General features: G+C 43.4%; 18 protein-coding genes, 1 pseudogene and 1 riboswitch. Of the genes and pseudogenes, 11 read left to right on the plus strand and 8 right to left on the minus strand.

All coding sequences use genetic code 11. The annotated features are described in order from the left end of the window. The first annotated feature begins 149 nt into the window (after positions 1-149). Positions 150-389, plus strand: a complete 240-nt coding sequence (locus tag F973_RS03000) for a hypothetical protein (RefSeq protein WP_004759934.1) — start codon at positions 150-152, stop codon at positions 387-389. A gap of 49 nt (positions 390-438) precedes the next feature. Here the strand turns inward: F973_RS03000 and F973_RS03005 are convergent, their stop codons facing one another. After that, on the minus strand, positions 439-822 hold the full coding sequence (locus F973_RS03005) for a hypothetical protein (RefSeq protein WP_004759935.1): 384 nt from the start codon (positions 820-822) through the stop codon (positions 439-441). 195 nt (positions 823-1017) lie between these two features. On the opposite strand from F973_RS03005, the gene F973_RS03010 reads away from it, so the two are divergent. Genes F973_RS03010 through gspM form a run of 5 tightly spaced genes read left to right on the plus strand, consistent with a single transcriptional unit; the run spans position 1018 to position 4884 of the window. Continuing rightward, positions 1018-1596, plus strand: coding sequence for a nitroreductase family protein (locus tag F973_RS03010; protein WP_004680894.1), 579 nt, complete (start codon positions 1018-1020; stop codon positions 1594-1596). Positions 1597-1638: 42 nt separating this feature from the next. Further along, positions 1639-2712, plus strand: a complete 1074-nt coding sequence (locus F973_RS03015) for an NAD(P)H-dependent glycerol-3-phosphate dehydrogenase (RefSeq protein WP_004677736.1) — start codon at positions 1639-1641, stop codon at positions 2710-2712. 57 nt (positions 2713-2769) lie between these two features. Further along, a complete protein-coding gene (locus F973_RS03020) occupies positions 2770-3225 on the plus strand; it encodes a SixA phosphatase family protein (protein WP_004759936.1) in 456 nt (151 codons plus the stop codon). Positions 3226-3265: 40 nt separating this feature from the next. After that, positions 3266-4405, plus strand: a complete 1140-nt coding sequence (gspL, locus tag F973_RS03025; protein ID WP_004759937.1) for a type II secretion system protein GspL — start codon at positions 3266-3268, stop codon at positions 4403-4405. Continuing rightward, positions 4405-4884 (plus strand): type II secretion system protein GspM, encoded by a 480-nt coding sequence (gene gspM, locus F973_RS03030; protein WP_004677730.1) that lies wholly within the window; start codon positions 4405-4407, stop codon positions 4882-4884. Before gspL ends, gspM begins: the two co-directional genes overlap by 1 nt. Positions 4885-5046: 162 nt before the next feature. On the opposite strand, the gene F973_RS03035 is transcribed toward gspM, so the two are convergent. After that, positions 5047-6477, minus strand: a complete 1431-nt coding sequence (locus F973_RS03035; RefSeq protein WP_004759939.1) for a pyridoxal phosphate-dependent aminotransferase — start codon at positions 6475-6477, stop codon at positions 5047-5049. A gap of 247 nt (positions 6478-6724) precedes the next feature. Here F973_RS03035 and msrB point away from each other — a divergent pair, with 247 nt between their 5' ends. Together msrB and F973_RS03045 are read left to right on the plus strand one after the other, a co-directional pair. Continuing rightward, a complete protein-coding gene (gene msrB, locus F973_RS03040; protein ID WP_004677726.1) occupies positions 6725-7144 on the plus strand; it encodes a peptide-methionine (R)-S-oxide reductase MsrB in 420 nt (139 codons plus the stop codon). Continuing rightward, entirely contained in the window at positions 7141-7629 is a 489-nt protein-coding gene (locus F973_RS03045) for a glutathione peroxidase (RefSeq protein WP_004759941.1), read from the plus strand. The genes msrB and F973_RS03045 overlap by 4 nt, the downstream gene beginning before the upstream one ends. Positions 7630-7682: 53 nt before the next feature. Here the strand turns inward: F973_RS03045 and F973_RS03050 are convergent, their stop codons facing one another. From F973_RS03050 to F973_RS03075, 6 genes and pseudogenes are all read right to left on the minus strand, one after another. Next, the gene (locus F973_RS03050) at positions 7683-10814 is read right to left on the minus strand and encodes an efflux RND transporter permease subunit (protein ID WP_004759943.1); all 3132 of its coding nucleotides are present in this window, start codon (positions 10812-10814) and stop codon (positions 7683-7685) included. A 1-nt stretch (position 10815) separates the two neighbouring features. Then, entirely contained in the window at positions 10816-12006 is a 1191-nt protein-coding gene (locus tag F973_RS03055) for an efflux RND transporter periplasmic adaptor subunit (protein WP_004759945.1), read from the minus strand. Positions 12007-12272: 266 nt separating this feature from the next. After that, the gene (gene dapC, locus F973_RS03060) at positions 12273-13442 is read right to left on the minus strand and encodes a succinyldiaminopimelate transaminase (protein WP_004758187.1); all 1170 of its coding nucleotides are present in this window, start codon (positions 13440-13442) and stop codon (positions 12273-12275) included. 63 nt (positions 13443-13505) lie between these two features. Next, the gene (gene glnD, locus F973_RS03065) at positions 13506-16169 is read right to left on the minus strand and encodes a [protein-PII] uridylyltransferase (RefSeq protein WP_004759947.1); all 2664 of its coding nucleotides are present in this window, start codon (positions 16167-16169) and stop codon (positions 13506-13508) included. A 24-nt stretch (positions 16170-16193) separates the two neighbouring features. After that, positions 16194-17411, minus strand: a complete 1218-nt coding sequence (gene purT, locus F973_RS03070) for a formate-dependent phosphoribosylglycinamide formyltransferase (RefSeq protein WP_171062300.1) — start codon at positions 17409-17411, stop codon at positions 16194-16196. 117 nt (positions 17412-17528) lie between these two features. Then, positions 17529-17918: pseudogene (locus tag F973_RS03075) on the minus strand (tautomerase family protein). 95 nt (positions 17919-18013) lie between these two features. Here F973_RS03075 and F973_RS03080 point away from each other — a divergent pair. The 3 genes from F973_RS03080 to F973_RS03095 all read left to right on the plus strand — a co-directional run bounded on the left by F973_RS03080 (position 18014) and on the right by F973_RS03095 (position 21843). After that, complete coding sequence (locus F973_RS03080; RefSeq protein WP_034432222.1) at positions 18014-18478, plus strand: hypothetical protein; 465 nt, start codon at positions 18014-18016, stop codon at positions 18476-18478. A gap of 672 nt (positions 18479-19150) precedes the next feature. Beyond that, a complete protein-coding gene (gene glyA, locus F973_RS03090; protein ID WP_004758177.1) occupies positions 19151-20407 on the plus strand; it encodes a serine hydroxymethyltransferase in 1257 nt (418 codons plus the stop codon). Between the two features lie 554 nt (positions 20408-20961). Continuing rightward, a riboswitch (guanidine-I (ykkC/yxkD leader) is annotated at positions 20962-21058 on the plus strand. 47 nt (positions 21059-21105) lie between these two features. Then, on the plus strand, positions 21106-21843 hold the full coding sequence (locus F973_RS03095; protein ID WP_004680879.1) for an urea amidolyase associated protein UAAP1: 738 nt from the start codon (positions 21106-21108) through the stop codon (positions 21841-21843). Positions 21844-21854: the final 11 nt, after the last annotated feature.

The following is a 21854-nucleotide window of genomic DNA, read 5'->3' on the forward strand; positions in this document are numbered from 1 at the left end:
TATTTAATATTTGATTTATAAGCATGTTTGAAAAAGAAGAGTCGATGAAAATCGGCTCTTTTGTTTTTGGTGGATATTGTGGTCATAAAAATGTCACATATCTGAAATATGCTTGTCACAACTTCAACCATTAACTGTGGAAAGCCGTGATGAAATTTAAATTAACCCTTGCCGCTTTAATCATTGCCCCAATCATGTTGACTGCATGTGCAAAGAAAGAAGAAGCGAAAAATGCTGAACCGCAAGAGCAGACAACTTCAGTCACACAAACCAGTCCAGAACAACAGGCTGCGATTGATGCCATTGATAAACCGAATTTAGATGAAAACAATACTGATGTTACGGAACAGGGCGCAGCTTCAGAAGTGGCTGCGAGTGAAGCTCAATAAGTGACAAAAATAAAAAAAAGCCGATGTTTAAACATCGGCTTTTTTTTATTTATCCATTGGCTTTGCAGTAGAACGTCAAGGTTGTTTGATAGTCATCATCTTTTGCCAGCGAAGCATTCTTACCAGTCAGTGTACCAATGACCCCTGCGGCAGCCTCAACCATTTTTCCTGTTTGCTCATCCACCACACCTTTTAAAACCCCCTGATATGCGGTTTTTTCATCTACCACGATAGGCGAGGTATTGCGAGTACAGGTTTTCTGTGCTGCACTGACTGCATTGTTTTTGGCAATCAGGCTGGTTTTGCCAATTCCTGTAACTTCATATTGGTTGTTTTCTTTTTGAATCGCGAGGGTATTGGTTGGGGTGGATGCACATGCGGTTAATCCAAGTGCCAAACCGCCAAGTAAAGTCATAATAAAGTTTTTTTTCATTGCTTGTTCTCAAGTTACGACAGAATTGTATTATTTGAACATAGAATTTTTGAATGCTTTTGCAGGTTATGTACAGTTTGTGCTGATGCTCTGTTAAATTTCTCAAATTAATGATTAAGCAGGGATTGGACGTGGTGGAAATCATTCAGATTATGCTAATCTAGCGCAATCCTTGTGTTAGTTAGATTTATTTCAATGACGGACTCAAAAATAGAAATCATTCATCATAATATTCATCAACGTCAATCGATTGGACAACTCATTGAACCAGCGCCGAATACACAACAACTTGAAAAGGCGGTGCAGGCCGCACTCACGGCGCCCGATCATCATCGTTTAAAACCAACACGTTTTGTGGTTGTGACGCCTGAACAGCGTGCCGCTTTTGGTGAGCATCTGGCACAGGCTTTGGCCGATTTGGGTGAGACTGAGCCAGCACAATTGGAAAGAGTGAAGCATCATCCATTTCGCGCGCCTTTACTTGTTTTAGCCTTAACCACGATCCAAGATCACCCAAAGGTTCCGCACTTCGAGCAAATTTTAAGTACGGGTGCTGCTGTTCAAAACTTCTTACTCTCATTACAAGCACAAGGTTTTGCGAGTATGTGGCGTTCTGGTGCAGTTGTAGAATCTAATTGGCTTAAGCAACAATTCGGCTTAAAAGAGCAAGATTTGATTTCTGGTATTATTTATATTGGAACAGCCGCCAAAACGATTGCACCTCGTGCAGAAATAGAGAGTCAGGACTTTTTAAAAGTATGGCAGGCTACTTAAATCTTATTTGTGAATGATTAGAAATTTGTTTCAGGATAAAAAATGACAGAGTTGAAGTTTAGCGATTTGGTTGAACCCGTAGCTGTAGACCAGAAAACAGCATTAAGAATTACCGTGCTGGGTGGGGGGAGTTTTGGTACAGCAATGGCGAATCTGGCTGTGCGTAATGGCTGCGACACCATGATCTGGATTCGTGATGCGATTGTTGCTGAGGAAATCAATCAAACGCATATCAACAAGCGCTATTTGCCTGATTACACACTGGAAACAGGTCTGCGTGCGGTTTCTGATCTGGAGTTGGCGATACGTGACCGTGACATTATTTTGGTGGCAATTCCAAGTCATTCTTTCCGCGATGTGTTGAAGAAAATCGCGCCGTTTATTAGTGCGCAGGCAGTGGTTTCACTGACCAAAGGCATTGAAGCCAAAACCTTTAGCTTTATGAGTGATATTATCCGTACAGAATTACCTGAAGTGCCTTATGGGGTTCTATCGGGGCCAAATCTTGCAAAAGAAATTATGGCAGGTATGCCATCGGGTACAGTGATTGCCAGTGAATCTGAACTGGTTCGCTATGCAGTGCAACACGCCTTGCATAGTGCATTGTTCCGTGTATTTGGCAGTGATGATGTACATGGTGTGGAACTGGGTGGTGCGTTAAAAAATATCTATGCGGTGGCAATGGGGATGGGCGCTGCCTATAACATTGGTGAAAATACCAAAAGTATGATCTTAACCCGTGCTTTGGCGGAAATGAGTCGTTTTGCAGTCAAGCAGGGTGCAAATCCTTTAACTTTCCTAGGTTTGTCAGGTGTGGGTGATTTATTTGCGACCTGTAATAGTCCATTAAGCCGTAACTATCAGATCGGTTTTGCCTTGGGTTCAGGTAAAACACTGGATCAGGCGACTAAAGAACTGGGACAAACCGCCGAGGGTATCAACACCATTGTGCAGGTGCGTACCAAGGCACAGGAACTGGATGTGTATATGCCAATCACCAATGCCTTATATGAAGTGATTTTTGAAAATGCGCCACCAATGACCATTGCCTTGTCGTTAATGAAAAATGGCCATCGTAGTGATGTGGAGTTTGTTTTACCTCATCATGAAGTTTAATCAGAAAACTGTCATCCAATGTTGTTATGCTTGAATGAAAAAAATTAGAGAATGATTATGCAACTCACTTTAGTCCGTCACGGTGAATCGTCTCCAGCAGTGAATGGAAATGATATGCAGCGCCCACTCACAGTGCGTGGGCATCAACAGGCTGAGCAAACAGGGGATTTTCTCAAAGATGTGATTCAGCCTGAGGTTTTTATTGTCAGTCCATTACTGCGCGCGCAGGAAACGCTGGAACACATCAAGGCACATTTTCAGGGAATTCCTGTTTTAATCTGCGATAAAATTAAACCCGATGATAACGCCAAAGATGCCATAGAATGGCTATGCAAACTTCCATATGAGTCGATTGCGGTGGTGTGTCACATGAATGTGGTGGCACATATTGCGGAACAATTGACTCATGAAAGTTTTAATCCATTTGCATTGGCCGAAGCACGTATTTATGATCAGGCAGTGATTGCGAATGGTTTATCAACACAAAAGAACCGTTTTACACCAACAATATAAATTTTATCTATCCTCAACAGGATAAGGATACTGAACACCGATGCTGTATTTATGGATGCCCGAAACCAATGGAACATGGTATTGGTCGGCTGGGGAAAACTGGTTGCAGGCAAACAGTCTTGAACAACTCATTCAGGATTTGCAAGCGCATAGTGGAAAAGAGGCGGTGGTCTATTTTCCAAGCCGTAATGCCCAAATGTTGCAGCAGCCTATGACAAAGGCGCATTACAAGCAATTGGGGCAAGAGGGCATTAAATATCTGTTAGAAGAGTTTGTGACCTTGCCCATTGACCAGATGAAAGTGGTGCATCATTTTCAGCATGATCAACTCAATATTTTAGGTGTTGCGCAATTTGCCATTGAAACTTGGCAGCATGCACTCAGCCTTTTACCGATCCAGATTGTCGCTTTCTTGCCTGATTTTCTGATTCTGCCTGAGCCAGCACAAAATGAAGTGGTGCTGGTGAATCTGTATGACCATTTACTGGTGAGGGAAAATGTCTGGTCAGGTAACTCGATTGATGATTTAGGGTTATTTCTGGAATTTCAGTCATCAGAAACGCAATATAAATTTGCCAATCTCAGTGCAAGCCAACTGGATGTTTTGGCAACAGCATCTGATAAAGATCAACGTACTGAGTTTAGCTACCAGTTTGAGCAGTTTCCAAGACCGAAGCAACATCCATTTAATGTGTTGCCAAAGGCAAAAAATGCCGATGTACAATGGTCAGGCTACTGGAAAGCCTCGGCAGCCGTTTTACTGGCGGTGATTCTGGTGCAGTTGGGTTATGATGCCTTGCGCTGGTCAAAGTTGAGAAAGGTGGCGGATCAAACTGCTTTACAGGCGATCGATCAGTATAAGCATTGGTTTGGCGAAAATACCCGTGTGACTGAGCAGAACATTAAAAGCCAGTTTGAAAGCCAGTTGCGCATGAGCCAGCTTGGAGATACGCAGGCATTGTCATTGTTGAGTCGGGTAGGGCCAATATTGATGCAAAAACAGATTGTTGCCCAACAAGTCAGTTATGATGCTTCAACATTGGCAATGTCGTTAAAGGCAAAATCAGCAAATGACTTGCAGGCGTTGGCACAGCAGTTGAATCAGCAGGGTTTTCAGGCGGAACTTGGAAATGTACAGGCGGATAGTGTCGGTGCGATTGGGATGGTCAAAGTAAAATAATGAAAGCGTTCACACAATTACAAAATAGTCTTGATCAGAAAGCTGAGGCGCTGAATCAATATTTACAGAGCCTGTCAGTGCGTGAGCGCGTGATGGTGGTTTTTACAACCGTTTTTTTAATCGTTGTGATTGTTGGTTCCGCTTTGTGGAAAATGCATGCTTTGGCAAACCAGCAACAAAAGCGTTTAAATGAGCTTAAGGATTTAATGGTCTGGATGCAGAGTAATGCTGCAACCATGAAACCTGCCAATGACCTTGCCCTTTCCTCGGCGGATAAAATCCAGCGTACAGCACAGCAGCAAGGGTTGGCAGTTTCTTCGCAGCAAAATGGAGAACAGATCCAAATTGTTGCGGAACATCAGAATTATTCTGTACTTGCCAACTTTTTAATGCAGCTATCCCAGATGGGGGTGAGCATTGAAAAAATGGACATGGTTTCCAATGCAGGCCAGATTAAATTAACGGCAACAGTTAAATAAAAGGTGGTGTTTTAAAAACTATGCTGACTATATTTTAACCATAAATTAAATCTCATAAAGCATTAAAAATATAGCGGCAGAATAAAAATTGAAGTTTTACTCTGCCGTCCCTATTAAATATAAAAATCCCCCTTACGTACTAAAGGGGGATTGAATATGGTCTTAACGTATTTTAGCGAGGAAACGGCCTAAACGGTTAATTGCCTCACGTAACTCATTTTCCGCAGGTAAAAATACCACACGGAAATGGTCAGGCGTTGGCCAGTTAAAGCCCGTGCCCTGAACCAGTAAAACTTTTTCAGCCTTTAATAAATCCAGCATGAATTTTTCGTCATCTTCAACTGGATAAATTTCTGGGTCAAGTTTAGGGAAACAGTACATGGCACCATCAGGTTTAACACAACTGACACCAGGAATTTCATTCAACATTTCCCATGCAATATTGCGTTGTTCATATAAACGCCCACCAGGGCGAATCAAATCATTAATGGATTGATAACCACCTAACGCAGTTTGAATGGCATATTGCGCCTGATGGTTGGCACACAGGCGCATGGAAGCCAGCATGTCCAGACCCTCGATATAGTCTGCCGCACGCGCCTTGTCCCCTGTAATCGCCATCCATCCAGCACGATAACCTGCAATACGATATGCCTTTGATAAACCGTTAAAAGATATACAGAGCTGATCACCAGAAAGAGCAGCAACAGCCACATGTTCAATACCGTCATAAACGATTTTATCGTAGATTTCATCAGCAAATAAAATCAAGTCATGTTTTTTCGCCAATGCGACAATTTGTTCTAACACATGGCGAGGGTAGACCGAACCTGTCGGGTTGTTTGGATTAATCACCACAATTCCACGCGTATTTGGCGTGATCTTGCTTTCCATATCGGCAATGTCAGGATACCAGTAGTTCTCTTCATCACATTTATAGTGAACTGCCGTACCCCCTGAAAGGTTGACTGCGGCTGTCCACAATGGGTAGTCAGGCATTGGCACCAGCATTTCATCGCCGTCATCCAGCAACCCCTGCATTGCCATCACGATCAGTTCAGACACACCATTGCCAACGTACACATCATTGACATGCATATCAAAAATGCCTTTCTGCTGGTAATACTGACAAATTGCCTTACGCGCAGGGAAAATGCCTTTAGAATCAGTGTAGCCAATCGCATTTGGCAGGTTTAAGGCAACGTCGTTAATAATCTCTTGTGGGGCTTCAAAACCAAAAGGTGCGGGGTTGCCGATATTCAGCTTGATGATTTTATGTCCTTGCTCTTCCATTTCATTGGCGGCGCGTAATACTGGTCCACGAATGTCGTAACAAACATGCTCAAGCTTAGAGGATTTCCTGATTTCTCTAGTGGTTTGAGTTGAGTTGGGAATAGCAGTATTTTTAGACATAGCTGGATTCACTTTTGCATATCGGTATAAATAACTTTTAAAGGTTTCAACGGTAACCAGATCAAGATCATGCTGATCTCTCAGTAATTCAACAATTTTTTCATGGGTAAAACCCGATTGTTGATATTGTCTGATGGTTGGCAATAGGTTTTGGAAAACCACACTTTTCTTTTGCGACATTTTTTGTCCTGTACAACAGACAGCGGTGTGGCATCAGCATAGCATCATATTTGCTTACTTGGAAGATGAAGTTATAAATAAAATGCTCACTATAAAATATAATTTGCTTTCTATTTGCTATTTGTGCGGTAAATGTTTAATTTTTTATAAATTTTGCAGCAATAGACTAGAGTTTTTGTTGTGAATGGCGTAAATATAAAAACTAATCACCAAATACTTTTAAAATATAGAACAAAAGGAGCAGGTCATGGGAAAAGTCAATAAAACTGACCGAGAATGGCAAAGAGAACTGTCACCAGAAGAATATCGGATTACCCGCCAAAAAGGCACAGAGCCTGCTTTCACTGGACAATACTGGAACACTAAGCAACATGGAATCTACGTGTGCCGTTGCTGTGGTGCGGAACTATTTTCTTCGGACACCAAATATGACAGTGGGTGTGGCTGGCCGAGCTTTTTTAGACCACTTGACAGCACTGCAATAGAAGAACACGAAGATTTGTCACATGGTATGGTCAGAACGGAAATTGTCTGCCATGACTGTGACGCACATTTGGGGCATGTATTTGAGGATGGCCCGCAGCCGACAGGATTACGCTATTGCGTTAATTCGGCATCACTACAACTTAAAACACAAGAAAAGAACGACGAGGAAACATATCCATGAGTAACATTTATCAGTTTGAAGCTGAATTGTTAGAGGGAGATATAAAGGCGCTCGCCGACTATAAAGGTAAGGTCATGCTGATTGTAAACACTGCAAGCAAGTGTGGTTTTACCCCACAGTTTGCAGGACTTGAAAAACTATATGAAAAATATAAACCACAGGGTCTGGAAATTTTGGGGTTTCCATGTAACCAGTTTGGTGGGCAGGATCCAGGAACAAATAAAGAAATAGGGGCGTTCTGCCAACGTAACTATGGGGTTAATTTTCCAATGTTTGCCAAAGTTGATGTAAAAGGACCTGAAGCACATGCCATTTTTCGTTTTTTAACCCGAGAGGCGAAAGGCATTTTGGGAAGCCAGAACATTAAATGGAATTTCACCAAATTTCTCGTGGGACGTAATGGTGAGGTTTTAGGACGTTACGCACCGACTACCAAGCCCGAGGCTTTGGAAGCAGATATTGAGAAAGCATTAGCAAGCAAATAAGAGACAATAAAAAAATGGGCGGTCTATTAACCGCCCATTTTTTATTGATGTTTTTATTCAACGGTTTTAGATTTTCTCAACCCATGAAGCTTACGATTAATATCATCAATAAAGGTGTAAACCACAGGAATCACCAATAATGACAAGAAAGTGCTGGTGATCAATCCACCAATCACTGAAAGTGCCATTGGTGCGCGGAAGCTTGGATCAGTTCCAATACCTAATGCAATCGGTAACATCCCAGCACCCATTGCCAATGTGGTCATGATAATAGGGCGGGCACGTTTATGGCAGGCATCAAGCAAGGCATTGAAACGCGAATAGTCTCGCTCTTTACGCGCAATAATGGCGTAATCCACCAAGAGAATTGAGTTTTTACTTGCGATTCCCATGAGCATGATTAAACCGATTAAGCTTGGCATTGAAAAGCTACTCTTTGCAAGGAGCAATAGCACGAAAGCGCCACCCAAAGACAGCGGTAATGCAACCAAGATGGTGATCGGTTGTAAAAAGTCCTTAAATAAAAGCACCAGCACTACATAAATACACAGTACACCCGTCAGCATGGCCAAGCCAAAGCTTGAGAATAATTCCTGCATCACTTCAGCATCACCGATATTGGTACGTTTTACTGTCGGTGGTAGATTCTTCATGGTTGGTAATTGATCAACTTTCGCTGCAATATCACCCAAAGGCTGGTTGTTGAGTTCAATATTAAAGTTGATATTACGCAGACGGTTGAAGCGGTCAATCTGTGATGGTCCACTTTCAATATTCACATCGGCAATCGTCCCCAGCATGACAGGACCATGACTACCCTTGATCATGAGGCGTTTAATCAGTTCCTGATCCTGACGGGCGGTAAGAGGCAATTTAATCACCACAGGCACCTGACGCTGTGAAAGGTTGAGTTTTGCCAGGTTTTGGTCAAAGTCACCTGCAGTTGCGATACGTAAGGTCTCCGCAATATCGTAAGTGGTCACACCCAAATCTGCGGCTTTGGCAAAATCAGGGCGAATCACTAGTTCAGGACGAATCAGTGCCGCACTTGAAGTAATACTGCCAATATTCGGAATGGTGCGTAATTCACGTTCCAGTGCGCGGGCTGTTGACATCAAGGCTTCAGGGTCATCGCCTGAAAGTGCCAGTTGATATTGGCTGTTATTGCCCGCCAGACCGACCTGAATTCTGGCACCTGGCAAGGGTGCTAAACGTTGACGAATCTGGTCTTCAATGTCTTGCAGGCTGGCACTGCGTTCAGTACGTTCAGTGGTTTGAATAGTCAGAGTCGCTTTACGAGGTTCACTGGATGCACCACCAGCAAAGGGGTCACTTCCTGCAGCGCCTCCACCAATGGTGGTATAGATGCTTTTAATTTCAGGATGATCCTTAATTAGGCTTCGTGCATATTCTGCTGTTTTTAAGGTATCAGCAAATTGTGAACCTGGGGTCAATTCCAGACGTACCTGCGTTTGTCCAGTGTCGGGTGGTGGCACAAATCCTGTTGGTAATAGTGGAATCAGCATAACTGAACCAATAAAAAAGGCGATTGCCCCAAACAGCGTGATCCAGCGATGGTTTAAACACCACGTCACCAGACGCATATAGCTACGCATGACTTTGCCATCTTTGGCACGGTCTTTCGCTAAAGCCGCTGTACCTTGATCATTGGCAGGTTGGTCAGTATCTTCATGAGGTTCAACTTTGCCGACCCAGGGTTTAAGGATATAGGCAGACATCATTGGGGTAAGCAAACGTGCTACGAGCAAGGAGGCAAAAATGGCCAATGCTGCTGTCCAGCCAAACTGCACAAAGAATTTACCTGCAATACCACTCATAAAGGCGGTCGGTAAAAATACCGCAATCAGGGTAAATGTGGTGGCAATCACGGCAAGCCCAATTTCATCGGCCGCTTCCATTGCCGCTTCATACGGTGTTTTACCCATCCTGAGATGCCGAATGATATTCTCAATTTCAACAATCGCATCATCGACCAGAATCCCGACCACCAGCGACATTGCTAAAAGAGTAACAGTATTGAGGGTGAAACCAAAAAAGTACATCCCAATCAGGGCTGGTAAAATTGACAGGGGCAGGGCGGTTGCCGCAATGATGGTGGCGCGCCAATCACGTAGGAACAGCCACACCACTAAAATAGCTAAAATAGCACCCTCATAAAGCAGTGACATCGAACCTTTATAGTTGTCAGCAACGGGCTTAACAAAGTTAAATGCTTCGGTGATTTTAATGTCTGGATGTGCAGCCTTGAGTTTATCCAATGCTTCGACCACACCCTTTTCAACATCAACCTCACTAGCACCCTTACTACGGGTAATTTCAAAGCCAATCACAGGCTGTCCATTCAGCAATGCGGCAGAACGGCGTTCGGCAATACCATCATGAATGGTTGCGACCTGATCAAGACGGATATGACGGCCATCACTGAGCGCAATATCCATTGTCCCAATTTCTTCGGCTGTTTTTACCGTTGCAATGGTGCGAATGGACTGTTCACTGCCGCCAATCTTGGTTTGACCACCTGATGCATCTTGCTGGATTAATCGCAGTTGTCGGGTAATATCGGTTGCGGTGGCATTCAGCGCCAGTAATTTTTCAGGGTCAAGCTCAACCTCAACCTGACGGGTAACACCGCCCACACGGGCGACTGCACCTACACCTTTAACCTGTAGCATGGCGCGGGCAATATCATAGTCCACAAACCATGACAGAGCCTCCTCATCCATTTTCGGCGACTGGATGGTATAAGTTAGAATGGGTGAGCCTGAAAGGTTGATTTTACTGACAATTGGGTCACGTAAATCGGCAGGCAAGTCTGAACGCACCTGGGAAACCGCGTTACGAACGTCATCTACCGCCTCTTGCAGTGGTTTTTCCAGTTGGAACTCGGCTGTAACCGTGACAACGCCATCCTGAATATTGGTATATTGATTTCTTAAACCTTGCAGGGTGGCAATCGAGTTTTCAATTTTACGGGCAACTTCAGTTTCCAGTTGTGGTGGCGCAGCACCTGGCAGGGCTGCGGTCACAGTCACCATTGGTAATTCAATATCTGGAAATTGCTGGATTTTCATCCATTTAAAACACATTAAACCCGTTAATCCCAGCATAATAAATAATAAAATGGCTGGAATAGGATTACGGATTGACCAGGCAGAGAAATTCATTTTAATTCCCCTGTGTGGTCACAAGTTGTTTAGTCAATGGCGTATCAGGAATGTCTTTTGCGACAGTCACTAAATCACCATCGGTGAGGAAACCTGTACCAGACGCAACCAGTTTTACATTTGCAGGCAAGTCCAAAATCTCAACACGATCAGCCAAACGTCGCCCAACAGTCACTTTTTGCTGTGCTACACGATTGTTTTTCCCCACAATAAATACATAGGCAAAGCCATCGCGTAGCAACAAGGCAGTTTGTGGAATAGTGAGTGCTGGTTTTTCACCTAAATCAAATTCACCTTTTACAAACATGCCCATCCGAAACGCCTGAGTGGCTGGCAAGTCAACATAAACCAAGCCATAACGGGTTTGTGGATCAATCACAGGGGCAATTATCCGAACCTTGCCTGTAATGGCAGGCTGGGCAGGGTCAGGCGAAAAAATACGCGCATTCATCCCTTGCTTGAGTTTATACAAATCCGAAGTGGTAACTTCCGCACGCCATTCCAGACGGTGATCCCGAATCAGGCGGAACAGTTCCTGTCCAGTCTGAGCCAAGGAACCGACAGTTGCGGTACGGGCTGAAATCACCCCATTGTCAGGTGAAATCACCTGAGTTTGTGCCAGACGTAGTTGATTGCTTTCAATCTGTGCTCTGGAGGCATCCAGTCTTGCTTGGGCAGTGGCTTGGGAAGTTTGGTATTGGGTTAATTCCTGGGCCGAGATTGCACCTGTATTTCTGAGCTGCTGAATCCGTTTATTGTTGGTCACGGCATCAGCCAATACAGCCTGTGCTTCGGCATAGCTGGCTTTGGCCGCTGCCAAATCGGCACGGATGGTATCGCTGTTAATCTCTGCCAAAACCTGTCCGCGTTTAACCTCATCACCGACATTGACATTGACGCGAGTAAGACGCTGACCAGACAATTCACTGCCAATCACCACTTCTTGCCATGCTGCGATGTTGCCATTTGCGGTGAATGTCTGTTTCCAGTTTTGCTGTTCAGGTTGAACGACCGTCACCGTTAAGGCAGCTTTTTGTTCAGTTGTTTCTGCATTGTTTGGTTTTTCTGTCGCAGCGGCTTTGTTTGAGCTGCCTGACTTCCACAGCAGGAATGCGACAAGCAACAATACAATCACGATTGCCAAAATGAACCAAACTTTTTTCTTTGTTTTCTGGGGAGTTTGAGAAGTCATCTTTCCATAGTCAATTTAAATTGATGGCTAAGTATAGACGAAGATTTCAAGCCATAGTTATAACATAAAGATGAATATTGGTTTTGAATCCGTATCTTATCTTTGATATGGGAAATGCAAAATTCTAATGCTGGCTCAAGGCGTTTGATTTATAAACTATGGAGTATATACTGCGATTCAGTATGGTAATATCAAGACTATTCTTAGAAAAACTGGGTCGGATGATAAAATTCCCCAAAATATCAAATGAACTTTGGGGATTTTATTTATAAAATCGCTTTCAACCGCTTCACGACTTCTTCGCACTGTGCTAAATCAGCGACAAGCGCCATCCGCACATGGTTTTCACCTGGATTACCCTGTTCAGTATCACGGGATAGATAACGACCTGGCAATACCTTGATATGCGTTTTTTCCATCAACATTTTGGCAAAAGCTTCATCATTATCGACTTTAAGCCAGTAATAAAAACCTGCATCTGGTTTTTGTAATGGCAGTAAATGACCCAATTCAGACTGGAATAAATCAAATTTGGTACGGTATTGCTGGCGATTTTCTTCGACATGCGTTTCATCATTCCACGCTGCAATCGAAGCCAGTTGATGCTGTACAGGCATTGCCGCGCCGTGGTAGGTGCGATATTGCAAGTAAGGCTTTAACAATGCCGCATCACCAGCAACAAAACCTGAGCGCATTCCTGGCAAGTTTGAACGTTTGGACAATGAGTGGAACACGATACAGTTTTTATAGTCATCACGTCCCAATTCAGCACAAACTTCCAATAGCCCAATCGGTGCCTGATCAAACCACAGTTCTGAATAACATTCATCAGATGCAATCACAAAACCATATTGGTCAGAAAGCGCAATCAGCTTTTTAAACTGTTCTTTTGACAGTACTGTACCTGTTGGATTACCTGGGGTACACACGAATAATAACGCCGTTTTTTCCCAAACTTCGGCAGGCACGGCATCAAAATCGCCGAGATAGCCATTTTCTTCAGTGCAGTTGATAAAATAAGGTTTTGCACCTGCCAACAGCGCAGCACCTTCATAAATCTGGTAAAACGGGTTCGGCATCACGATATAAGGCGCATCTTCACGTTTAATCAATGCCTGAACAAAGGAGAAGATTCCTTCCCGTGTTCCAGAAACAGGCAAAATATGATCTTCTGCACTGATTTGGTTTAGTTTGAAACGATTGCTCAGCCATTGTGCAATACTTTGGCGCAGCTCAGGCAAGCCTTTACTGTTGGGGTAGGTTGATAAATGCCCAAAATTATCAATAATTGCTTGTTTAACGAACTCTGGTGCAGGATGTTTTGGTTCACCAATTGATAATGGAATCAATGGTAAATCGGCAGGTTGTAGTCCTTTAAAAAGCTGGTTTAACTTTTCAAAAGGATAAGGATGCAATAAAGATAAACTTGAGTTCATTGAAACAATTACCAAACTGTAGGGGCATATTGCATACGCCCAATGTATTGATGAAAATTGGAATTACGATGGGTTAAGAACCTGATTTGACACTTCATCCAAAGCGGATTTTAGTGTTTCCGCAAAGGCCTTGACTTCTTCATCTGTAAGCAATACGCCATTTTTCTTGGTGACAAAGAAAATATCCTCGGCACGTTCACCCAATGTTGCAATTTTAGCAGAGTGAATGTCCAGACCTTGCAGCATAAACAGGGCACCAATTCGTGCCAGTAAGCCAGGTTGATCCAGTGTCGAGATTTCAACCATGTGTTGCTGTAAGGCTGGATTTAGCACAATATCAACCGTATTCTGCACATCAAAGTGACGGAGGTGGCGCGGAATACGGCGTTGCATAATACCTGGATATTGGTCTGAATGGCTGAGAGCATCAACCAGAGCCGCTTTAACCTTACGTTCCCGATCAGGATCAGTGAGCAATGTGCCAAAACGGTCCAGCACCAAGTAAGTATCCAGACTAAATGCAGTGCTTGCGGTGATAATTCTGGCATCCTGAACATCAAGGTTCATACGGTCCAGCACCGCCACAGTGGTTGCGAACAGGTTAGGCTGGTCACGGGTATAAATAAAGATTTGAACCGCATCATCTGCGGCATTACGATGTGCGCGTAATAAAACCAAGGGCTCTGGATTATCGCCGTGCTGTAGAATCGCCTGAGTGTGCCATGCAATCTCGTTGGCAGACTCCTTGACAAAATATTCATCCCCCAACTCTTGCCAGACTTTTTCTACTTCGGCGAGCGAGAAGTCATTGACCAGTAATTCACTGGCTGCAAACTTGGTGTCCTCAATCAGCATCTGGTAATCCACAGGGCGACCTAAACCTGAGCGAATCACGTCACGGGCATAGGTATAGAGCTGGCGCATCAGAGAAGCGCGCCATGTGTTCCAGAGTTTTGGATTGGTTGCGTTAATATCTGCAACGGTCAGTGTATACAGATAATCCAGATGCTGCATGTCACCAACTTTTTCAGCAAATTCCTTTACTTCGTCAGGATCGGAAATATCTTTTTTCTGGGCTGTGAGTGACATCAGGAGATGGTTGTTAATCAGCCAGGCCACCAGTTTGCATTCGCGCTCGGTAAAACCATGTGTGCGGCAGAACTTAATTGCATCAATTGCCCCAAGTTCGCTATGGTCACCGCCACGACCTTTGGCGATGTCATGGAAAATTGCGGCCATATACACAATGTCATGTCGTGCAATACGCTGGAACACTGAGCTGACCACAGGGAAATCCTTGGCAAACTCAGGCTCTTTAAAACGGCTGAGATTACGCAGCAATAACAGGGTATGTGCATCAACCGTATAAATATGGAACAGGTCGTATTGCATCAATCCCATAATCTGCCCGAAAGCAGGAATGTAGTTGCCCAAAACGCCGTAACGTTTCATCGCCACCATCGTATTGTAGAGATGCGGTGAACGAATGATCGACATAAACAACGCCTGATGTTCTGGGTTGTCGCGGAAACGCTGGTCAATCCGCTTGGCTGCAAGGACCAGCAGACGCAAGGTGCGGGCGCGAATACCTGTAATCTCAGGACGGTTTGCCAATAGATAGAATAATTCTAAAATCGCGCTGGGTTCTTCTGAGAAAACCTTATGGTGTTGTACGGCAAGTTTGCCATCCACAATTTTAAAGCGGTCATTAATTTCTACAATCTGGCGTGCATAGTCAGGCAAACGTGGGGTAATCACCGACTCATTGAAATAGGCAAGCAGCATTTCACTCAGGGTAGAAACCTGTTGGGCAGTGCGGTAATACCGTTTCATGAACTGTTCAACGGCAAAATTGACGTGTTGACCCTCTTCACGGACATAGCCAAACTTTGCTGCAATATCACGTTGATATTCAAACAATAAACGGTTTTCATCACGTTTTGCCAAGCGATGTAAATGGGTGCGGATTTCCCATAGAAAACTTTCCGCTTCTTCAAGTACAGCAAGCTCAAATTCAGTGATAAAACCTAAATGTACAAGGTCATAGATACGGTTGACACGGAAGTGGCGTTTTGCAATCCAGCCAATCTGGTTGATGTCACGAATACCGCCTGGCGCATTCTTAATGTCGGGTTCCAGATTGCTTTCAGTGTTGTTGTGCTGGGCATAGCGCTTGGTTTGCTCAGCCATTTTCGCATCATAGAACGTTTTATCAGTCCAGGTTTGCGCCACAATACGGCGAGGCCATTTGGCAAGCTGTTCATTACCTGTGATTAAACGCGCTTCAATCAGGGTGGTGGCAACCGTCAGGTCATTACTGGCTTGTTCAACGCAGTTTTGAATGGTACGGACACTGGTACCAGGCTTGAAGTTACCCACATCCCAAAGTGAGGAAATAAAGGCAGAAATCAGCTTACCTTGTTCTTCGCTGATTTCATCCTCTGACAAAATCATGATGTCAGTATCAGAATAGGGAAGCATCTCATGGCGACCATAACCGCCGACCGCAAACAAACCTAACTCGGTTTGATCTAATCCTGCATGATTCCAAAGAAAAATGAGTGCTTCGTCAATGGAGTCTGATCGGGCACTAATCACATCACGAATCGGTTGCCCATTTTCATAACTCTCCTGTAATTGTTTTTCTACATCTGTACGCCATTGGTTAATGGCCTGAATATCATGAAGGCTGGTGACGTAGTTTAACAATGGAGATGTATTGATCATGAAAATGGGTCTACTCAATATAGGTTAAGCGTTGGTTTGTACACTCACTTGGTCTGCTGCCCGTTGTGCCAGTTCACGCGCAAGGTCTGTAGTTTCAGCACGTGCGGTTGCAACACCCATACGGCGGCGTTTAAAGCCCTCTGGTTTACCAAACAAGCGCAAGTCAGTGTTCGGGTTTGCCAAAGCAAGATTTAAGCCAGAGAAGCTCAGGTTGTTCGCATCAATACCTGCATAGATGACGGCACTTGCCGCAGTACTATGACGAGCGGTATTCACAGGCAAACCTAAAATCGCACGGGCATGCAGCTCAAATTCACTCTGGAACTGTGATGCCAGGGTCACAAGACCGGTGTCATGCGGGCGAGGTGAGACCTCACTGAACCAGACCTTATCGCCTTTAATAAATAACTCTACACCAAAAACACCACAGCCACCCAAAGCGGTTGTGACTTTATTTGCAATACGTTTTGCTTCCTGCAAGGCTGCGACTGTCATTGGTTGTGGCTGCCAGCTTTCAACATAGTCACCCGCATCCTGACGGTGTCCAATTGGATCGCAGTAATGGGTTTCGATTTCACCTGTTGCTGGATTTTTAGCACGTACGGTTAATAGGGTAATTTCAAAATCAAAATCAATTTGTGATTCAATGATCACTGTACCCTGATTGACACGACCACCTTGCATGGCATATTCCCAGGCCACATCAACCTCATCAAAGTTCTTAACACGGGACTGACCTTTGCCAGAAGAGGACATGACAGGTTTAACAAAGTTTGGATAACCAATATCGTCACATGCTGCACGGAAGCTTTCCAATGTGCTGGCAAAGCGATAGGCGGAAGTGGGCAAGCCCAGTTCTTGCGCAGCTAAACGGCGAATGCCCTCACGGTTCATCGTAAGATTCACTGCCTTAGCTGACGGAATCACCGTTGCCGTTTGACTTTGCTCAATTTCCACGAGCACTTCAGTTGCAATCGCTTCAATTTCAGGAACAATTAAATTCGGTTTAATTGTTTCAATCAGTTGCTTTAATTCAGTTGGATCTGCCATATTCAGAGTATAGGAATAATGGGCAACCTGCATGGCAGGTGCATGGTCATAACGGTCAGCCGCATGAACTTCGACACCCAGGCGTTGTAAAGAAATCACCACTTCCTTACCAAGCTCTCCAGAACCTAACAGTAAAACCTTAAATGCAGAAGATTGAAGTGGAGTTCCAAGAGTAACGCTCATGCGAATAATCCTATCCTGATAAATTTGTGTTTAAGCATAGCAGAACTTGCTGCTGAATTAAGCTTAAATTGACACAAAAATGGTTTTTGTTAGACAAAAATCCTACCTTGTATTGTTTTCGTTTATTCAGATATTGACCTGATAGTTCAGCCCCAATTCATCCGCATTTTTACCCCGTATTCCCCAGTTACATTTCGGTGTTTCAAAAATTGTGATTTCAATATCCTGAGCTGAAATGCCACATTGTTGTTGAATATTGGCAAAGATTGCCTGCACAAAACGCTTTTTAGTTTCTATGCTTCGTCCCTCAAACATGGAAATTTCGAGAATAATGTAGCTGTCACTACGGTTATCTGGATAGATAAAATCATCTTGTTCCACGGCAATAAAACGCTGAAACTTCTTTTCCGCAGGATAACTCAGGCTTTCAACCTAAGCCTGATGGATGGCTTGGGACAGCTGATGCCTAAATTGATCTATTGTTTTGCGATGCGCATAGACTTTTATTTGTGACATGAGTGGTTTTTATCCATGATAAATAATTAACAACGATTGAGAATTATCCCCAGATTGACTAGCATAATGGCGAAATGTTTGATTGGCGACTTGATATGTCTAATCCAAAAACTCGTGTGGCAGTAATTGTACTGTGTGGCAGCTTTTTAGTGACTGCATGCGGGCAGGGAGACAATCCACCCGAAAAAAAAGTTGAAATCAAACCTGCGCCAAAATTAAACAATGATGCAACCACTTATGCAAATGCGGCGTGGACATTGATTAATGAAATTGACCCAATTGTCTATAATAAACAAGTCTCTGAAATTGAGGAAAAAGTCAGAAAGCCTTTACGCCAGCTCAGCACGGATTGGCGGATCAATGTCAAAATGACCGACTCTGTGACAGAGGGTAAATATGCGCTGTGCCGCAAGGCGTTGACCAGTCTGGACACATGGGCGCGAGACGTAAAGGATAGTTCATCTAATTCTGCTCAGAAGCAGGCAAACTATGAGCGTGACAAAGCCCAATGTAAGGATGCAATTGATAATCCTGCACTGGGAAATACCTCTCCAAAATAAAATAAGCGGGAAGAAAAATCCCGCTTTGATGGTTAAAGTCATCAATCAATTAGATCTAGGAGGGTTTTGTTGCTTTATTGGCTTCCGACTTGATTGAATGTGTCACGGCATTGACCGCTTTATTTGTATTTAATGAGGCCTGCATGTTTTAGTGTTTGCTTAGTCTGGGCGGTTTCTTTTTTAACTTTTACAGGCTTTGTTGCATAAATATTTTGCAAGATACTGATTTTTAAGAGGTTTGTTAAAATTTTAATAAAAATAAATATAATAAAATCATAGTTTTGGGTATTTGTGCAACAAAGCTGCATTTCATCGGGAAGCTGCGTCTGATCTCTATCATTATTTAAATGAAAACCTACGTGATCATAAAAAATATCGTTACTCCTTTTTTCTGCTACATATTCCCACTATTTTTAAACAGAAAAATGCAAGGGCACATGTGACTAAACAATTGTTGAAATTGGTTACTCCTGAATGATCTAAAATCACTTTTTCCATTTTATCCAGATTTTGAACATTTATAGAGGGTTGGCTTGTTTGTCGCATATTCAACGTGAATAAAATTCACGAAGAATTAAATAAATATCAATCTGTGCAATCGCAAACTTCGTGCTACAATACGCACCAATCTTTAGCACGGCTTAAAAGCCCTAATTTATAGGACCCCCGCTAATGTTTGCCAATATCTCTATTGCTGAATTTGATCCGGAAATCGCTCAGGCAATTGCTTCTGAAGGCGAACGCCAAGAAGCGCACATTGAGTTAATTGCATCTGAAAACTATTGCTCTCCAGCAGTGATGGAAGCACAAGGATCAAAACTGACCAACAAATATGCAGAAGGCTATCCTGGCAAACGCTACTATGGCGGTTGTGAATATGTTGATGTCGTAGAACAGCTTGCCATTGACCGTGCCAAAGCATTGTTTGGTGCAGATTATGCAAACGTTCAGCCACATGCGGGTTCTCAAGCCAACTCTGCTGTTTACCTGGCGCTACTTAACCCAGGCGATACCGTTTTGGGTATGAGCCTGGCGCACGGTGGTCACTTGACTCACGGTGCGAAAGTCAGCTTCTCTGGTAAAACCTATAATGCAATCCAGTATGGTTTAAACCCAGAAACTGGCGAAATTGATTATGAAGAAGTTGAGCGTTTAGCTTTAGAACATAAACCACGCATGATCGTTGCAGGTTTCTCTGCTTATAGCCGTGTGGTGGATTGGCAACGTTTCCGTGATATCGCAGACCAAGTAGGTGCTTACCTGTTTGTTGATATGGCCCATGTTGCTGGTTTGGTTGCTGCGGGTGTTTATCCTAACCCAGTGCAAATTGCAGACGTTACCACCACTACGACACACAAAACACTGCGTGGCCCACGTTCTGGTTTAATCCTTGCCAAAGCAAACGAAGAAATCGAGAAAAAACTTCAATCTGCTGTTTTTCCTGGTAATCAGGGTGGTCCTTTGATGCATGCGATTGCAGCGAAAGCAATTTGCTTTAAAGAAGCCATGTCTGATGATTTCAAGTCTTACCAGCAACAAGTTGTGAAGAATGCTCAGGCAATGGCAGACGTGTTTATCTCTCGTGGTTATGATGTGGTTTCAGGCGGTACAGACAACCATCTATTCTTATTGTCTTTGATCAAGCAAGAGGATGTAACAGGTAAAGATGCTGATGCATGGTTAGGTGCTGCGCATATTACGGTTAATAAAAATGCCGTGCCAAATGATCCACGTTCTCCATTCGTGACTTCTGGTATCCGTATTGGTACGCCAGCTGTTACCACTCGTGGTTTTGGTGAAGCAGAAGTTCGTGATCTTGCGGCTTGGATCGCTGACATTATCGACAGTAAAGGTAATGAACAAGTCATTGCGGATGTAAAAGCTAAAGTTGAAGCGGTTTGTGCTAAATTCCCAGTTTATGCTGAATAATTTGCTTTGCTAAATAAAATTCTAAAAACACCTCAAACTTCGGTTTGGGGTGTTTTTTTATGCCTGAAAATTGATGAACTCATCAAATCCAATGAAGCATTTTATGGCAGTTTGCCTTAAAAAAGTGCTATTCAAACTATTGTTCTATTTTCTTGCCTTATTTTGTTGCTATTTAAGTAACCTGAACACGATTTAAATATTTTTCTAATATATTAAAAGATATCTTGATGGAATCTTGCAGAGTTCTCATCTAATTTCAGCATAAACTTTCAGCTGGACTTACTTTTGTTTCGGCATGAGGAGCGAAGCTCCGCAAGGGCAACCATCTTGCGCAGCTATCGCTGCTCACCGCAAAACTCGTTGACTACTATCAGCTAACTTAATGAATCGCAAAAACAACATTCTATTAATTGAGTCCTGTCTCAAACAATTGCGGATGACGTTTCCGCGTATCGTAATTCATTGAGAATTTTATATCGAACTTATATTAAGTAATACTTTTCCTAAAAATAGTATTACTAAAATGGCATGTCTTTTGCTTTTAGATAAATAGATCAAAAGTTGTCTAGGGTTCCGATGTGTTTTGCACATGACTGGACCGAGAGAGAACGGTTCGGCAGAACTACACGGAGGGATAAAAGCCCGGGAGGATCGGCATTTTGCCATAACGAGGTCAAATCATCCTAAGGGGTTTTGTTATGCATCCATCTATTTATCATAATAATCAAATACTTTGGCAAGAAAAATTACTCGGTGGCCATCACTGGTCGGGTCGGATTCAGCGTGGGGCAGTGTTGCAATTTGAGCCACTGGGTGCAAATGCCAATGTTTCGCTCTATTGTGTCAATGCCGAAGATAAACTGGAACGCTTCAATATGCCTGACAGTTTAAAGGCACAGCACACTGCATTTTTATCGACGGGACATGTGCTGTATTCTGATTTGGGGCGGGTGATGGCATCGATTGTTCAGGATGGTCATGGCTGGAATGATGTATTTTGTAGCCCAAGTACGCCTGCACAAATTCAACAGCAATTTGGCATTCAAAGCTTTCAGGATGCCCGCAATGATATGTATCAAAGTGGCCTGAATGGCTTGTTGGTTGAGTTTGCCAAGTTTGGTTTAAAACAGGCTGATTTAACCGCTTGTGTGAATCTCTTTTCTAAGGTTATTCCTGATGAGGCAGGCAAATTGTCCTATGTTCAGGAAGATAAAACCCAGCAAAGCATTGAGTTACGTTTCGAAATGGATTGTTTGCTATTTTTATCGGCTGCACCACATGCGCTGGATACCTCTGAAAGCTATCAACCTGCCGATGTTCAACTCCGTTTATTCAAGGCTAATGCCTTAGCTGAATCCGATGTGTGTCGTGATTCCTGTCCTCAAAATCAGCGTGGTTTTGCCAACAATGCCCGCTATTACGCTTTATCTGTTTAATTTTTGAGGAA

The organism is Acinetobacter sp. CIP 102129 (assembly GCF_000368305.1).
Taxonomy (GTDB): domain Bacteria; phylum Pseudomonadota; class Gammaproteobacteria; order Pseudomonadales; family Moraxellaceae; genus Acinetobacter; species Acinetobacter parvus.

Bases quoted from the DNA above. Each gene is read 5' to 3' on its own strand.
- F973_RS03000 (WP_004759934.1), top strand. From the start codon at position 150: ATGAAATTTAAATTAACCCTTGCCGCTTTAATCATTGCCCCAATCATG.
- F973_RS03005 (WP_004759935.1), bottom strand. From the start codon at position 822: ATGAAAAAAAACTTTATTATGACTTTACTTGGCGGTTTGGCACTTGGA.
- F973_RS03010 (WP_004680894.1), top strand. From the start codon at position 1,018: ATGACGGACTCAAAAATAGAAATCATTCATCATAATATTCATCAACGT.
- F973_RS03015 (WP_004677736.1), top strand. From the start codon at position 1,639: ATGACAGAGTTGAAGTTTAGCGATTTGGTTGAACCCGTAGCTGTAGAC.
- F973_RS03020 (WP_004759936.1), top strand. From the start codon at position 2,770: ATGCAACTCACTTTAGTCCGTCACGGTGAATCGTCTCCAGCAGTGAAT.
- gspL (WP_004759937.1), top strand. From the start codon at position 3,266: ATGCTGTATTTATGGATGCCCGAAACCAATGGAACATGGTATTGGTCG.
- gspM (WP_004677730.1), top strand. From the start codon at position 4,405: ATGAAAGCGTTCACACAATTACAAAATAGTCTTGATCAGAAAGCTGAG.
- F973_RS03035 (WP_004759939.1), bottom strand. From the start codon at position 6,477: ATGTCGCAAAAGAAAAGTGTGGTTTTCCAAAACCTATTGCCAACCATC.
- msrB (WP_004677726.1), top strand. From the start codon at position 6,725: ATGGGAAAAGTCAATAAAACTGACCGAGAATGGCAAAGAGAACTGTCA.
- F973_RS03045 (WP_004759941.1), top strand. From the start codon at position 7,141: ATGAGTAACATTTATCAGTTTGAAGCTGAATTGTTAGAGGGAGATATA.
- F973_RS03050 (WP_004759943.1), bottom strand. From the start codon at position 10,814: ATGAATTTCTCTGCCTGGTCAATCCGTAATCCTATTCCAGCCATTTTA.
- F973_RS03055 (WP_004759945.1), bottom strand. From the start codon at position 12,006: ATGACTTCTCAAACTCCCCAGAAAACAAAGAAAAAAGTTTGGTTCATT.
- dapC (WP_004758187.1), bottom strand. From the start codon at position 13,442: ATGAACTCAAGTTTATCTTTATTGCATCCTTATCCTTTTGAAAAGTTA.
- glnD (WP_004759947.1), bottom strand. From the start codon at position 16,169: ATGATCAATACATCTCCATTGTTAAACTACGTCACCAGCCTTCATGAT.
- F973_RS03080 (WP_034432222.1), top strand. From the start codon at position 18,014: ATGTCTAATCCAAAAACTCGTGTGGCAGTAATTGTACTGTGTGGCAGC.
- glyA (WP_004758177.1), top strand. From the start codon at position 19,151: ATGTTTGCCAATATCTCTATTGCTGAATTTGATCCGGAAATCGCTCAG.
- F973_RS03095 (WP_004680879.1), top strand. From the start codon at position 21,106: ATGCATCCATCTATTTATCATAATAATCAAATACTTTGGCAAGAAAAA.